Here is a 15,998-nt window from a genome sequence, read left to right on the forward strand (position 1 = left end):
CAGTAATAAATTTGTTTTTGGTTGGGAATTAGTAACTGACGTCCTTTTTCCTTTTGAAATCGCCGCGTTTCCATGAATTGAAAAAATCGTTCCATTTTAAAGGATTGAATATATTTATCTGCTGTTGCTGGCCATAATAATAACCCTGTTTTGCCTGATTGGCCTGATAATAGCTTTGGTTTTCAGGTCCGTTTTTAGGCGTATTTGCCCTTAAATAAGCCATCGCTCTTTCGCTTGTATTCTTTTGGGCAACAGCATATTTATCGTCGGGAATATTCCAGTATTTGAAAGCATAATCAAATTCATCGCCGTAAGGCAAGGCCCTGATAATTGTTTCTGGAAGGTAAAAAGTGTCCTGAACCATTAACTGAACTACATTGAAAAAACGTCCGTTCAGGTCCATCGGCACTACATATTGTTTGTCTTTATAACCTACAGCACTGAAATTTAAAGTATCGCCTTTGCTGCATACCAGTGAAAATACACCGAACATATTGGAATAAGTTCCCTGATCTTTATGTTTTACCTCAATTGTTACATCCGAAACGGCTTTTAAGCTATCGGCCGTCATGGTGGCTCCTGTTATCTGAATAATATTGCTCCATACTTTATTTTGCGCATGAGACATCAGGAATACGGAACAACAAAAAATAGTTGCGGACAGGTATTTATACATACAGTTCATTAATTACAAAAGTAAGGCAAAGAAGGTTAAAATGTATAGAAGCATCATTATTTCCAATACAATTATTAAGAGCTAATTTCTCAAAACCGATTGTTAAAGCTTAACTTCGCTGCGCAAAAATCAAACCTCCTTCAGGAGCATATAAACGTAGCAATTGTAATAATATTATAAAGATGATAACAGAAGCAGCCGTATTAAAAGCCCTTTCAAATGTTGATGATCCGGATTTGGGTAAAGACCTTGTGACGCTGAATATGATTAAGGATATTGAAATCAGGGATAAATTGGTTTCGTTTACGGTAGAATTGACAACACCGGCCTGTCCTATGAAGGATATGATTAAAAAAGCCTGTGTAAATGCCGTAAAAATATTTGTGGACAGAGAGGCGGAAGTGGTAGTTAATATGACTGCGCGTGTTAATTCCAACCGACAGGACCCCGGTACTATTCTGCCAAATGTGAAAAATATTATAGCAGTAGCTTCCGGAAAGGGTGGGGTCGGTAAATCGACTGTGGCAAGCAATCTGGCGCTGGCACTGGCGCAGGAAGGCGCAAAAGTGGGTATTATGGATGCCGATATTTACGGTCCTTCCACGCCTATGATGTTCGGCATTCAAGGTGAAAGGCCTATGATGCGAGATGTGGATGGCAAAGGCATGATTGAACCTATTGAAAGGTTTGGCGTAAAAGTGATGTCCATAGGTTTGCTGGTTGATGAAAAGCAGGCTGTTATCTGGCGCGGGCCGATGGCTACCTCCGCTATCCGTCAGTTTATAAACGATGTTTACTGGGGTGAGCTGGATTACCTTATTCTGGATTTACCTCCGGGTACAGGCGATATCCACCTGACTTTGGTGCAGACCGTTCCGATTACAGGTGCTGTGGTTGTCACCACGCCGCAGGCGGTTGCCATGGCCGATGCCAAAAAAGGTATGATGATGTTTAAGCAAGGCCAAATCAATGTTCCTATACTGGGTGTGGTTGAAAATATGTCATATTTTACGCCTGCAGAATTGCCTGAGAATAAATATTACATTTTCGGTAAGAACGGTGGCCGGGAATTGGCAGAACAATTTGAAGTGCCGTTTCTTGGCGAAATCCCGATTGTTCAAAGCATAAGAGAAGGTGGCGATAAAGGGTTTCCTGCTGTATTGAATGACGAACCTGTTTCTAAAAAAGCATTTCTGGATCTTGCCGCAAACGTTGCCCGTAGCGTAGCGATGCGCAATGCCAATCTTGATCCGACACAGGTTTTGACAATGAAATTGTAAGAATTATTCAAGTAAATAATAAGCTGTCGGTATTTAATACCCGACAGCTTTTTTTAATGCTTAAAGGCGGATATATATTTGTTGAGGGTATATTTACAAGTCCTGTAAGGACAACACAAAATAGGATAGGGAAGCCTGAGTTTAAGATAACCATAACCCTAATTTTAAGCTTGCAGAGCCTAAGTTTAGGGTCACGAAGCCTGATTTTAGATTATGGGCCCTTGTCAGTCCCTTGACAGGCAGTAAATGCGGTAAAATATCTTTTACTTTGGCATAATTATCAGCAATTATTCATGACAGACAAAAAGAAAGTATTAGCCATCTCCGGAAGCACAAGAACAAATTCTTCCAATGAAAGATTAATTAAAAAAATTGCTGCATTGGCAATTGCAGATATTGAACTGACACTTTTTGAATCTATAAGCGAATTGCCGCATTTTAATCCTGATTTGGATAATACAGATAAACTTCCTTCAGCCGTCATTGCTTTCCGTCAACAAATTGCAGCGGCAGACGGAATACTAATCTGTACGCCGGAATATGTTTTTACCTTGCCCGGAAGCCTGAAAAATGCTTTGGAATGGTGTGTTTCAACTACTTTATTTTCTCAAAAGCCTGCCGGACTTATTACGGCTTCTGCTTCGGGGGAGAAAGGGCATGAGGCGCTTCAACTGGTGATGAAAACGATTGAGGCAAAATTCAATGGAGCAACATTATTGCTGATAAAAGGAATAAAAAGTAAAATTGATATGGACGGAAATATAACCGACGATAAAACTTTACAGGAGGTGCAGACTTTTACGGCTTCTTTTGTAAAGCTTTTGAATTAATAGTGTTGTTGAACCTTTTTATAGAAATAATGCCCTTGCTTTTCTCAGAAGACAAGGGCATTATTTTATTCAGTAGCAAGGTTCTCTTTGAGCCATTCATCCATTTTTCCGGATTCAATGCTTTTTATCAGCTCCTCCATATTTTTATCTTTTTTGATTCCTTTTCCTGATTTATATACTGTCATCAGGTCAATAAGAGCTGTTTTGTATTTGGCTCTTTTGTCTTTAGAATATTTATTCTCCAGTACAAAACGGGCCGAAGATGCCATGTATATTGTTAACATACCGGGATTCTTTTTCTCAAAATCCATTATAGCCGGGGTTATTTCCACATTTACAGTCGGACTACCGTTAATCCATTGCATCACGAATTTTGAAACTTCCGCCCTTTTTTGAGCTTGCTCATCAAGTGGTGTGGCTTTAAGCCAGTTTGCAGCCGCTATAATATCTTTTTCATATTTGGTGTAATCTTCTGCTGCCACTAAGGTGTAATTTTTAGGACATTCAAATTCCTGTGCATGTACAGTAGTCGTTGCAAGGGCAAAGGCACCGATAAGAAGAAGCCTGGTAATTTTCATAACGATAGTTTTAAAACTGTTTAAAGTATTAGTAGATGTTTATCCATAACAATATTACAATTCCAAAATAATAAATACAAGAACATTCTTGTGGCTACGATATTCAAAATAAAAAAGAAGCCGGACTTTCAAAGCCAGGCTTCTTTGTAGTTATTCAGAAAAGCTTACCTGATAAGCGTTATATCGCCTTTGTAATGGTTTTCCGTATTATTGGTACACTTGCTGTAAACTTTGAAATAGTAAGTGCCCATATCTACCGGTTTGCCGTTAAAAGTACCATCCCATTTATCGCTGATGCTGTTACCCGTATATAATAATTGTCCGAACCTGTTATAGATACGCATTTCAAAATTCAAAGGATTGCCTATTGTTTCCACACCGAATTTATCATTGACTCCATCGCCGTTAGGGCTGAAAGCATTTGGCAGGAACATATCGCAGCAAGGTCTTGTTTCTATTGTTACGGTTGCTTTACTTTCACAACCGTTGGCATCCGTTCCGGTAACTTTTATAACATTGGACGGAAGGCTGACTACTATATCCATATTGGCATCAGAACCTATATTGAGGTCATTCATTTGCCATAAATAAGCATTGACGCCGGATGCGTAAAGATGTATAGTGTCGTCGCTGCAAGGAATGTCCTGCAAATCGTTTTGAATTGCTACCTGCGTCAGAGGCCATACAGTCAGGTCAAGTGTTGCCAATGAATCGCAGCCTCCTGTAGTATTGAAATGATGCGAATATTTACCGGTCTGGTTGTAGGTCTGCCCATTCCATGTATAAGTTTGATTAGCGCAGACAGATGCTGTAATGGTATCGTTAAACGAATGGTTCACAACAATATTCACTGCCTGATAGGCGCTGTCACAGCCGTTTTGATTGAACAGAGTATCAGATAATGTTGTGTTATTTGAATAGATATTGCCTTTGTAGGAAACGGATCCGCAACCTATGGAATCTTTGTTAGGTAAATGCACAGGCGCTCCGGAAATATTCAGGTGCAAGGTGACAATACTGTCGCACAGGTTAGCTGCATTCGTGGTATAAGTATAAGTTCCGGATGCGCTGTAATTTTGTCCGTTCCAATGAAAAGGTGATTGGCCGAAGCAAATGCTTGTATCTGTTGTTGTATGCGCTACAGGTTTCACGACAAGACTTAACGTGGTAACGCTGTCGCAGCCATTAGAACCGGGACTGTAAAAATTAGCCGCATTATTGCCCGCTGTTGTAATGGTAATGCCGTTCCAGACAAAAGGCATCTGGTTTGCACATTTAGTCATGTGAATCGTATCGACTAATGCAGCCGTTACCATTAAATTCAATGTCGTAATACTGTCGCAGCCGGTAACAAACGATGGGGTAGTGAAAGTTGCTACTCCGTTACCCCCTGCCGTAACTACAATACCGTTCCATGTAAGCGGTAACTGCATGGAACAGATATTCATATTCTTTGTAGCCGTAATAACAGGATTAACGGTCAGGTTCAGATGTGTGGTACTGTCGCAGCCGGTTACAGATGACTGAGCCGTATAAGTTGCAACATTTGTACCTGCTGCATTAATGGTGATGCCATTCCAGGTAAAAGGCACCTGATTAGCACATTTTGTAATACTCTGATTGACGTTTATAGAAGGATTTACATTCAGGTTTAAGGTTGTGGTACTGTCGCAGCCGGTAACCAGTGAGCTTGTGGTATAAGTAGCCACGGCCAATCCTCCGGCATTTATAGTATATCCGTTCCAATGATAAGGCAACTGGCTGTTACAGATGGTAATCGTTTTGGTAGCTGTTATCAATGGATTGATATTCAGGTTCAGTGTTGTAACGCTGTCGCAGCCTGTAACAAACGATGTAGCGGTAAATGTAGCGACTGCAATACCTCCCGCATTTATAGTCATTCCGTTCCATGTATATGGTAACTGACTGGCGCAGATGGTTATGGTTTTATTAGCTGTTATAATTGGTTTTACCGTTAAGTTTAACGTTGTTATACTATCGCAGCTTGTTACTAATGAAGTAGTGGTAAATGTCGCAGCAGTTGCACCGCCTGCATTTACGGTTATTCCGTTCCATATATACGGCATGGCATTGGCACAGGTTGTGGCATTGACAGTTGCCGTTATAGTAGGTTTCACAATAAGGTTTAAGGTGGTGGTACTATCACAGCCTGTCAATGAAGAAGGTGAGGTAAATGTTGAAACGCCATTGCCACCTGCTGTTATAACATTGCCATTCCACATATATGGAAGCTGTGTGGCACAAATAGTTATTGTTTTGGTAGTATTTATAAGCGGATTGACAATTAAATTAAGTGTGGTAGTACTGTCGCAACCTGTTATTGTTGATGGTGTGGTAAAAGTAGCAACTGCATTTCCCCCGGCACTTATCGTAAAGCCATTCCAATGGTATGGCAAAAGGTTTGCACAGATCGTAACTGTTTTTGTTGCTGTAATCAATGGATTCACTGTCAGGTTTAATGTAGTAATACTATCGCATCCTGTAACAGCAGAAGGTTTGGTATAAGTACTTACTGCAACGCCGCCCGTTGTGATCGTTTGTCCGTTCCAATGGTAAGGTAATGCACTTGCACATATGGTTATATTCTGGCTGGCATAGATAAATGGATTAACAGTCAGATGCAAAGTGGTGGTACTGTCGCAGCCTGTAATCAAAGAAGGTGTCACATACGTACCGGTACCGGAAGCTGTATACGTTTGCCCGTTCCAATGATAAGGCAATTGGTTAGGGCATATCTGTTTATTGACCGTTACATTAGGCAAAGGGTTTACAATAAGCCTTAATACTGCAATACTGTCGCAGCCCGTTGCAAGCGATGTAGTATTATAAACAGCCGCGACGTTTCCACCTGCGTTTACAGTTATGCCGTTCCATAAATAAGGTAATTGATTCTGGCATTTAACGACTGTTATTGTATCTTTAAGCGTGTTTACAACATTCAGGTTCAGATAAGTAGTGCTGTCGCAATGAAACTGAAACGAGTTGTTAGTAAACGAATCTACATGGGTACCACCTGCTGTAAGTATATGCCCGTTCCAATGGTAAGGCAGTTGACCTGCGCATATAGTAAGGTTCTGCGTTGCAGACAAGGTAGGATTTACGCTCAGGTTTAAAATGGTAGTGCTGTCGCAACCTGTAATCAATGAAGGTGTGGTGAACGATGCAAGTGCATTGCCGCCTGACATAAAGCTTTGGCCGTTCCATACAAAAGGAAGGTTGTTCACACAAACGAAAGTATCTTTTGTAACCGTAACAGGTGGAAAAACGGCTACCGTAACATTTACAGGATTACCGATGCAACCGACATTCTGAGGTGTAATGGTATAAGTAACTGTTCCCGGTGTGTTTCCCGTAGCTGTCAGGGTCTGGGCTATTAAATTACCCGAACCATTGGATGCTCCGGAAACGCCTGCTGCTGTTGCCGTCCAGGTGAATGTATTGCCCGGTGTAGCCCCGGCAAGGCTTATAGCAGTTGATTCTCCGTTACAAATGGTATCGCTTGATGGCGTTGCGATAACAGATGCATAGTTAACCGTAATCGGCAAAGAATCCATAACACTGTTTCCGCAGGCATCGGTAATAATTGCAAAAATAGTATTGTTGACAATGTTAGGGAAAGTAATACTTGTACTCGAACCGCTTCCTAAAGATGGTGTTCCGGTAGGGTTAAAGCTCCAATTGTAGCTATAAGGCCCTACGCCATAAGCAGCGAAAGTATTGACATAAATATTGTCACCTACGCAAATGTTATTGCTTGTATAGTTTATCGGATCGGTAGGGTCAGTGAAGTCAACGGTTTTTGCCTTTACTGTCATTATCCAGGGTGATGCTGCCGAAATACAGGTGTTATCACATGCAGCCGGCCCCTTGCAGGAACGATAGAAGTGTAAGGTAAACGGCATTGTTTGAGCAGTGCAGGAAGGCGTTGGGATACAGCCTTGTATATCATTTGTAATAGGCACATTAGGAAATATAGTAGGGCCGGGCGTTGCCGAAGTGTTGGTGAAAATAGGCGTGGCGCAGCTTCCGCTTGTCAGTTTAACCCCACCGTCAGAGCCGAAACAAGGCGTTATAGCATTATAAGTAAAGCTGAAAGCAACACTTGTAACTGTTCCTGCGGCTGGTATACTTACATTAAGGTTATAATCGCATGAGTTAGTGAAAGTACAGCCCGCATTATACATAGAGCCAAGAATATTGCCTTGTATTAAGGTTGCTGTTCCTGTTACAACAGGATCAACTACTAAAGGAGAAGCGCTGATGTTATTATTTATCCAAGAAGCCGGAACTTCAATATCCATACTGCTTCCATGAAGTGAGTAGCTTGCGGTTGTAATGTTGTTTTTAGGATTATTCTGTGGGTATAAAATTGCTTCGTAGATTTTCAGAACCGCATCATTGCCGGAAATTACCTCCAGCGCGCCTACGCCGGTCTTCATGTCTTTATTACCTGCAAAAGCTATATTTACAGGATGTTCATTTTGATAGCTATCTCTGAATATTAATTTATCATAGGTGCCATATTCATTGTTCTTAACGATAAAGCTTGTTTTAATGGTGCCTCTGTAAACATGGAGTTCTGCATCAATGCCTTTAAAGAAATTGGTGATATAGACTCCATCATCGCCGGCAGTGTAATGCGTCCAGTCGGGAGCGTCAAGCAGCTTTTCACCTTGTGCTGTTAATGCAATCAGTTTCCATTGGTTGAAATAAATTCGGCCTTGCGATGTTTCGATATAAGTTCTTTTTTCTTTTGTATTGATTTCTAAGGGCTGAATGTAGTAATCAGAACGAAAAACACCGTTAGCTGTTTGTTTCAATCTGTCATCAATCGCAATCCATTTTCCGTCTTTCCTGTAATTTATATCTCCCACGGATTTCTGGATGTAAATGGATTTGGGGTCTTTAAGGTCTACGAATGCCCTCTCATCCGCTTTTCTTTTTTCAAGTATTTCTACGCAGTCGGGAGAAGGGGCTCCCTGAGGCAAAACGCCAAAGTCCGGATGGTTGTAAAATACTTTGGAATTGTATTTTTCATAAAGTGAAAGGAGCACTTTATTGCTTCCGGTAAATGTTTTAAAATTTAGTTGTTCATTTGAAATACTTCTCAAATTTGAATTTTGGCAAAAAGAAAAGTTATTGTAAAAAAATGTAATGCATAGCACGAGGCTCCACCTCAATAGATTTCGTTTCATCACTTTAGTTGATTTGTTAAATTGGTTAAATCGATTATGTAAAACTAATAATAAAATACCATCTTTTCCAACACCTGATTTTGCCTTTTTATTAAAAATGTGATTGTTTTTGCTATATGAGATTCATAATCAACTGTTTAATATTTACAAAGTATTTAGGTTAACTATCAGAAATTCAAGTGTATTTAGTATAAAGTGATAACTTTCAGTGTGGTTTTTGCACCAATCTTTTGGTGTTGGTTATCTTTCAGTGATTTTCTATTTCTTTATAAGATTTTTTTAATTAAGTATTAAATATGAATGTTTATATTTTTTAATATCTCTTTTTTTTGAAAAAATCAATAAAATTGTTTTTAGCAAATAGTTGATATTTCATCCGAAAACAGAAGTATATTTTTCTGACACCATTAACTTAGTTGAATAAAAAAAGCTGCCAAATCAATATTTGACAGCTTCCCGTAATTGTATTAAAATCAATTCTTTTTAACTATTGAGCACTCTTTTAATGTTTTCATTTTTATTCCTGAGGTCCACGCCACCTTCCAGAATGGATTTCAGGTTGCTTATAAAAAAAGTCCAGCCCATTTTGCAACCTAAATGAAATTCATGTTGGCTACGCTCGTCAGTCGGTATATTTACCTGGCTAAGTTCCATAATTGTTTCTTCGTGTTCTTCGTATATCCTGACATAACAATCCCCGGCTTTGCTAAAGGTAAATGCGAATTCATCCCCGCCATTTGCTTCTAAAATGGTACCTGATTCCGGATTTTCATATCCAAACCACCACCATGTATATTTATCGCCTTTTTGGAATGCATCAAAGGGATCTTTTTCAACTTCATTGCCGTCAAAAATTTCCGCCGTTTTCAAAAACCACAATTCAATTAATTCTTTTGTCGTCCAGGCATCATAAATGGCCTCTTTCGATGCCTGAATATTTATTCTTAATGTGAATCTTGACCAATCATAAGTTGCTGCCATGACAAAAGATTTTTGGGAATTTGTATTTTTAAATTGGAATAATTATCGCGGTACCTCTATTTTTCTGATCAGTTCTGCAATCACATCATCAGTTGTAGCTCCCTCCATTTCTCTTTCAGGCGTTAATGCAATTCTGTGACGCAATACAGCCGGAGCAACGTATTGAATATCCTCAGGCGTAACGAAATCTCTGCCACGCAATACCGCAATAGCTTTGGATGCATCCAGCAATGCCAAAGATGCACGCGGGGAAGCGCCCAAATACAAAGACCTGTCGCTTCGGGTAGATACGGTAAGACCGGCTATAAACTCTATTAATTTTGCTTCTACATGTACTTGTTGCACCAGCTTTCTGCAATCATCCAATTGTTTTTTGCTGATAACGGCTTGCAGGTTTTGCAATAATAATTTTCCTTTCTGTGCATGGTGCTCCGAAAGTATTCTTGTTTCCTCAGTAAGAGTAGGGTAGCCCACATTTATTTTAAACAAAAATCTGTCCAGCTGCGCTTCCGGCAAACGATAAGTACCTTCATGTTCCACCGGGTTCTGGGTTGCAAGCACAATGAAAGGAGGCTCGAGCAAATGTGTTTTCCCATCTACGGTAATCTGTCTTTCTTCCATTACTTCAAACAAGGCAGCCTGTGTTTTTGCCGGTGCGCGGTTGATTTCATCAATCAATACAATATTACTGAAAACGGGGCCTTCCTTGAACGTGAATTTCACTTCCTGCGGATTAAATAAAGCAGTTCCGATAACATCGGATGGCATTAGATCGGGTGTAAACTGGATGCGGCTGAAATCAGCATCGATAAGTTTTGACAATGTTTTTGCCATCAGCGTTTTTGCAACGCCCGGTACGCCTTCAATCAAAACGTGACCATCGGCTAAAAGTGCCGCCAGCAATAATTCTATAGTTTCATGCTGGCCTACAATAATATCAGAAATAGCATCCTTTATCTTGTCGGTAATGTCCTGTAACGGCTGAATTTTAATGCGTGTTTCCATGTAGCTTTCCAATGGTTGTGTGTCATTGGAAAGGTTGGTTGTTTCATTGTTTTCCATCGGGGATAGATTGTTATCCAATTCGTTATTTTCCATTATAAAATTCTTGAATTTGGGTGTATAAAGCAAATAAAAATGCCTCATCAACACCCTGACGGTCCTGAACCATTTTTATATTGTAAATCAAACTGTCTGTTTTTGCCATTTCAATGCCTGACTTGGAAGAAAGTAACCTCACAAATTCTGCATCCAGCATATTCGTATTAAGGTAGTAGTGGCTTCTTACAAATTCCAGAAAATGCTGAATCATTTTTTCAGCAAGGTTTTCGTGGTTTTTATTATTGTAATATAATCTTCCTATTGTTTCTGTAAACGCTACAGAAGTGTTTTCATTCTGTTTTATTACCGGAATCATTTTCTGTTTGCGTTTCATTTCGAAAATCAGATAAATTCCCATAGTAAACAGGATAAGCCAGAAGGCCGTTGCTGTGGCTTTATTGCGCAGCAGCACACTAAAATCGCTTGTACTTATTTCTCTTGAGCGAAAAGATATTAGATAGATGTTGCTGATGGGTTCGTCTACAAAACCGAAAACGCCTTTCAGGTAATCGATATTATTTCCCTGCAATAAAAAATAATTGGAAAATGCTATGGGCGCAGCATGCAGCATCAGCCTTCCTTTGCCGTTACCAAAGACTATAAAATTTGATTTTTTAAATTGGTTGGTGCCTAATGTATAAAAATAAGACCTGGCAGTATCCGTGTTTTCAAATTGCTGTAATATGCTATAGTATTTACTTTTATAATTGTAAACCTCCGGTTCATGTTTCTCTTTGCTGAGATAAATCTGCTGTATGGTATCGGTAACAGATTCATTGAAATATATACGTAACGCTAACTTATCCAGCAATACTTCATCAAAATGATTGGATGATAACAATACCTGATTTCCCTGTTCGACAAATGAAACAAGAGAGTCAATTTCATCATCATTAAAATTAAGATGGTCGCCTACTAAAAATATCAGCGAATGCTGACTGTTCTTTCTTAAAGAATAGCCCAGATTATTAAGCCTTAATGAAGGGCTCAGCGTTTCTATCTTTGCATGAGGAAACATCAAAGGAATGGCGCGGTAAGTCAAATCAAGGCTGAATGGATTTTTTGTAATGTTTTGATAATCCATTGTCCAATCGGTTTTCTTCTTCATGCCCTTCCTGATGCATCCCGAAAACAGGAGCATCAATATCAGAAACGGCAAACAGAAAGATTTAAAACGCATCGGGTACAATTCAATAAATAAATAAATAATTAATAATTCAGTTCTCTTTTGATACCGGCAACCATTTGCTGATAGTTTTCAAAGAAAGGCTTTTCAATATCGAAACCGCCATACCAGGCATATTCATATTCTCTCGTAAGCTGCATTACAGGCTTGTAAAAGTTTGTGCCTTTCAGTTCATAAACATATTGATAGTTGGTTTTAGCCACCTGAAAGTTTATCTTTTCTTTTTCCTGCAGCATCATCAGTAAATAGCGATAGCTGTATCTCAGCGCAAGGCGATAATTGCCTGTCTGCGCAGCCATATTTATTTCTTTTTCCCAATCATCGGGAATATGATTTTCATCGTCTGTGTCTTGCTGTAAAAGGTTTTTATCTTTTTTTGAAAAAAAGATATTCCCGTTTAGCTGGAATATCCTGAAGATGAGGACCAGCACTATAAGGACTACAATTACTATTATAATCACTTTTCCGGCAGCAGAACCTATAAAGTCGAAAATAGCCTGGAACATGCGTTCCCACCAACCCGGTTTATATTCTTGTGGCGGTTTTATTTCTTCTTTTTCATCTTCGTAATTAAATGCAGGGTCTTGGGTCAGCTTATTCCAGTCTGCGTTTGAAATATTTCTTTTTACAGGTGCAGGAGCTGTATTTGCTTCGTAAAAATGGGCTTCGTTATAGCTGTAATCTTCTTCAGCCGGGGCATCTTCCTGTGCTAATTCATTATCAGGTGTGGTTGCATCATAAGAATCATCCTGATCAGATAAAGAATCCTGTGTGGAAGAATAAGGAGATTGCCAGGCAAAGGCCGTTTGCCGGCATAAACAGAAATTTAAAAAAAGGAAAACTATAAATATAGTTTTTAAAAAACGGCTCATAGCATGTTAAAGATAGGGAACGGTCATTAGCCGACAAAAAATAGGAAGCAATTTTTATTCCGGAAATAAATTTACGCTTGCGATTTTCCCATCGCCGCCAATTTCATTTCCGTTGCTTTTTCTTTTCCTACGTATTTTTCAATGCCTGCTTCTAAAACATAAATAACAGGAGTAAGGATAACAGCCATTACAACTTTGTAGGAATAATTGACAAGGCCAACAGCCAGGACAAGTTGCCAGCTCCAGTTACCGCCAATTTTAAAGGCAATAAACAATACAATGAAACTGTCTATTAATTGAGAAACTACAGTAGAGCCCGTAGAACGGAGCCAATTATATTTTTCGCCTGTTCTCTTTTTTATTTTGTGAAAAATATAAACATCTACAAACTGGCTGAAAAGAAAGGCTACGATGCTTCCGAAAATAATCCACATACCTTGTCCGAAAACAGCAGAAAACCCCGCTTGCATATCCGGGACTCCTTCTGCTGCTTTACTCCCTGTCCAGAAGCCTTTATCTGCCGGTACGTGAATAGCAAGATAGAACATCACAAATGCATACATAATCAGTATAACTGCCGTGTATGAAATTCTTTTAACAGCTTTTGGGCCATAATATTCATTTACAACATCCGTCAGTACAAATTCCAATGGCCAGAGTAATACACCGCAGGTCATGGTAAATGACAATCCCGATTGGCCGAATAATGTAAAGTGAGAAACAGGCAATCCCAGAAATTGTTCCAGAGAGAATAACTTACCGCCTATGCATTCCGCAATTAAAGCATTGGCAACAAAAAAGGCCGTAAGCGAAAGGAATAATTTAAAAGGTTTGTCCGATAAAATTTTATGAATCATATTGTTCCGGTTTATAGTTGTCAAAAGTACATTCTAATCCACAAAGATTATGGCGAAAAAGTTAAGAAGAAAACGATGCTTTTAAACAAAATCGGAACGCTACAGAAAATTTTCAAAAAAAATCCATCAAGAATTTTGTAGAATAAAAATAGAACGCTAATGTTGCACTCCCGAAGCAAAACGATAACAAATAATTGTTTAGCAACGGTAATCAGTTCTTTGCAAAAAGAAATATAAGGCCACTTTAGCTCAGCTGGTAGAGCAACTGATTTGTAATCAGTAGGTCGCTGGTTCGATCCCGGCAAGTGGCTCTTTTTTGATGATTTTAAATGTTGGATTTTGAGTTTCTGATGAATCATTTGCTACTCAAAATCAATCGTTTAAAACCAAAAGTCAAGGTTCTTAATAAATTTCAAAAAAACTTTTAAAAGAAGTTTGCAGAATCAAAATAAGCCCCTACCTTTGCACTCCCAACGCAAACAGAGCAACGCTCTGTAAGCAGATTAAGGGAAAGAGTTCTTTGTAAAAATGAATAATAAAAGGCCACTTTAGCTCAGCTGGTAGAGCAACTGATTTGTAATCAGTAGGTCGCTGGTTCGATCCCGGCAAGTGGCTCTTTTTTTGTGAATTGATAATGGTGGACTGTGAATAAATTTTACGATTCACAATTGACAATTCACAAGGGTAGTTGGCCGAGTGGTTAAAGGCGGCAGACTGTAAATCTGCTCACGTACGTGTACGGAGGTTCGAATCCTTCACTGCCCACATTTTTAAATTTTGAATGCCTGATTTTAAATTTTGAATGGATAGAAAAAAATATTCAAAGCCAATAATCAAAAATTCAGAATTAGTTAAGCGGAAGTAGCTCAATTGGTAGAGCGATAGCCTTCCAAGCTATAGGTCGCGAGTTCGAGCCTCGTCTTCCGCTCAGAGATTTGATTATTTGAATTGATAAATGGTTGTAATTGTTAATCTGATTAAAACGATTTAGCAAAACCACCATTTAGCAATTCAAAAAGCTGTTGTAGCTCAGCGGTAGAGCACTTCCTTGGTAAGGAAGAGGTCGGCAGTTCAATCCTGCTCAACAGCTCATAGAATTTAGTAATAATTACACTCTATATTTTAATAAAAACTTCTTTTAAAAAAGAATAACAATGGCAAAAGAGACCTTTAAAAGGGAGAAACCCCACGTAAACATTGGTACCATTGGTCACGTCGATCATGGTAAAACCACATTGACTGCAGCTATTAGTACGGTATTAGCGTCTAAAGGTTTGGCTGAGAAAAAAGATTACGATGCAATTGATAACGCTCCTGAAGAAAGAGAGCGTGGTATTACAATCAACACTGCACACGTTGAATATCAAACATTAAATCGTCACTATGCACACGTTGACTGTCCAGGTCACGCGGATTATGTGAAGAACATGATTACAGGTGCTGCTCAAATGGACGGTGCTATCTTGGTTGTTGCAGCTACAGATGGTCCGATGCCACAAACTAAAGAGCACATCCTTCTTGCACGTCAGGTAGGTGTTCCTCGTATCGTTGTTTTCATGAACAAAGTTGACTTGGTTGACGATCCTGAAATCCTTGAATTAGTTGAGCTTGAAATTCGCGAATTATTGAGCAAAAACGATTTCGACGGTGATAACACTCCAATCATCCAAGGTTCTGCTCTTGCAGGTTTGAACGGTGAGCCGGCTGGTATTAAAGCTATCGAAGATTTGATGGATGCAGTTGATGAATACATTCCATTACCTCCACGTCCGGTTGATCAACCATTCTTGATGTCAGTAGAAGACGTATTCACTATCACTGGTCGTGGTACTGTTGCTACTGGTCGTATCGAGCGCGGTGTTATCACTGTAGGTGACAACGTTGAAATCGTTGGTTTCAATGAGTCTCCATTGACTTCTACTTGTACAGGTGTTGAGATGTTCAAAAAATTATTGGATCGTGGTGAAGCAGGTGATAACGCAGGTCTGTTGTTACGTGGTATCGATAAGAAAGATATCCGTCGCGGTATGGTAATCTGTGCTCCTAAATCAATCACTCCTCACACTGAATTTAAAGGTGAAGTTTACGTTTTAGGTAAAGATGAAGGTGGTCGTCATACTCCATTCTTCAACAAATACCGTCCTCAGTTCTATTTCCGTACTACAGACGTAACTGGTGAGTGCTTGTTACCTGAAGGTGTTGAAATGGTAATGCCTGGTGATAACGTTTCTTTGACTGTTAAATTAATCGCTCCAATCGCGATGGATAAAGGTCTTAAATTCGCTATCCGTGAAGGTGGCCGTACAGTAGGTGCTGGTCAGGTTACTGAAATCATCAAATAAGATTTACTACGGTAAAGATTAATATTGAAAAGTCCCGAAGCAATTCGGGACTTTTTTTATACATTCCGTCTTATCTTTT

Annotated in this window: 11 protein-coding genes and 5 tRNA genes; 8 read left to right on the forward strand and 8 right to left on the reverse strand. The window is 39.3% G+C overall.

Annotation, left to right across the window (positions count from 1 at the left end):
- Positions 1-28: 28 nt before the first annotated feature.
- A complete protein-coding gene (locus F0919_RS10735; RefSeq protein ID WP_190277349.1) occupies positions 29-676 on the reverse strand; it encodes a carboxypeptidase-like regulatory domain-containing protein in 648 nt (215 codons plus the stop codon).
- A gap of 182 nt (positions 677-858) precedes the next feature.
- Here F0919_RS10735 and F0919_RS10740 point away from each other — a divergent pair, with 182 nt between their 5' ends.
- The gene (locus F0919_RS10740) at positions 859-1,956 is read left to right on the forward strand and encodes an Mrp/NBP35 family ATP-binding protein (RefSeq protein WP_150032744.1); all 1,098 of its coding nucleotides are present in this window, start codon (positions 859-861) and stop codon (positions 1,954-1,956) included.
- Positions 1,957-2,249: 293 nt separating this feature from the next.
- A complete protein-coding gene (locus F0919_RS10745) occupies positions 2,250-2,786 on the forward strand; it encodes an NADPH-dependent FMN reductase (protein WP_150032745.1) in 537 nt (178 codons plus the stop codon).
- A 65-nt stretch (positions 2,787-2,851) separates the two neighbouring features.
- Here F0919_RS10745 and F0919_RS10750 read toward each other — a convergent pair whose 3' ends face one another.
- The 7 genes from F0919_RS10750 to F0919_RS10780 all read right to left on the reverse strand — a co-directional run bounded on the left by F0919_RS10750 (position 2,852) and on the right by F0919_RS10780 (position 13,577).
- A complete protein-coding gene (locus F0919_RS10750; protein ID WP_150032746.1) occupies positions 2,852-3,364 on the reverse strand; it encodes a hypothetical protein in 513 nt (170 codons plus the stop codon).
- Positions 3,365-3,528: 164 nt separating this feature from the next.
- Positions 3,529-8,496, reverse strand: coding sequence for a T9SS type B sorting domain-containing protein (locus tag F0919_RS10755; protein WP_190277350.1), 4,968 nt, complete (start codon positions 8,494-8,496; stop codon positions 3,529-3,531).
- A 567-nt stretch (positions 8,497-9,063) separates the two neighbouring features.
- Positions 9,064-9,561 carry an SRPBCC family protein gene (locus tag F0919_RS10760; protein ID WP_150032748.1) on the reverse strand — a complete coding sequence of 166 codons (498 nt, stop codon included), beginning with the start codon at positions 9,559-9,561 and terminating at the stop codon, positions 9,064-9,066.
- A gap of 42 nt (positions 9,562-9,603) precedes the next feature.
- Positions 9,604-10,659, reverse strand: coding sequence for an AAA family ATPase (locus tag F0919_RS10765; RefSeq protein ID WP_235903494.1), 1,056 nt, complete (start codon positions 10,657-10,659; stop codon positions 9,604-9,606).
- Positions 10,649-11,770, reverse strand: a complete 1,122-nt coding sequence (locus F0919_RS10770; RefSeq protein WP_150032749.1) for a DUF4350 domain-containing protein — start codon at positions 11,768-11,770, stop codon at positions 10,649-10,651. The genes F0919_RS10765 and F0919_RS10770 overlap by 11 nt, the downstream gene beginning before the upstream one ends.
- Before the next feature lie 101 nt (positions 11,771-11,871).
- Positions 11,872-12,720 (reverse strand): hypothetical protein, encoded by an 849-nt coding sequence (locus F0919_RS10775; protein WP_150032750.1) that lies wholly within the window; start codon positions 12,718-12,720, stop codon positions 11,872-11,874.
- Between the two features lie 71 nt (positions 12,721-12,791).
- Positions 12,792-13,577, reverse strand: coding sequence for a queuosine precursor transporter (locus tag F0919_RS10780; protein WP_150032751.1), 786 nt, complete (start codon positions 13,575-13,577; stop codon positions 12,792-12,794).
- Positions 13,578-13,815: 238 nt separating this feature from the next.
- Here F0919_RS10780 and F0919_RS10785 point away from each other — a divergent pair.
- The 6 genes from F0919_RS10785 to tuf all read left to right on the forward strand — a co-directional run bounded on the left by F0919_RS10785 (position 13,816) and on the right by tuf (position 15,919).
- Positions 13,816-13,888: transfer RNA gene (locus F0919_RS10785), tRNA-Thr, on the forward strand.
- A gap of 231 nt (positions 13,889-14,119) precedes the next feature.
- Positions 14,120-14,192: transfer RNA gene (locus F0919_RS10790), tRNA-Thr, on the forward strand.
- Positions 14,193-14,259: 67 nt separating this feature from the next.
- Positions 14,260-14,342: transfer RNA gene (locus F0919_RS10795), tRNA-Tyr, on the forward strand.
- 90 nt (positions 14,343-14,432) lie between these two features.
- Positions 14,433-14,505, forward strand: a tRNA-Gly gene (locus F0919_RS10800).
- 90 nt (positions 14,506-14,595) lie between these two features.
- A tRNA-Thr gene (locus F0919_RS10805) sits at positions 14,596-14,667 on the forward strand.
- 64 nt (positions 14,668-14,731) lie between these two features.
- Positions 14,732-15,919 carry an elongation factor Tu gene (tuf, locus tag F0919_RS10810; RefSeq protein ID WP_150032752.1) on the forward strand — a complete coding sequence of 396 codons (1,188 nt, stop codon included), beginning with the start codon at positions 14,732-14,734 and terminating at the stop codon, positions 15,917-15,919.
- Positions 15,920-15,998: the final 79 nt, after the last annotated feature.

Origin of the sequence: Taibaiella lutea (assembly GCF_008629695.1) — a bacterium.
Lineage (GTDB): Bacteria > Bacteroidota > Bacteroidia > Chitinophagales > Chitinophagaceae > Taibaiella > Taibaiella lutea.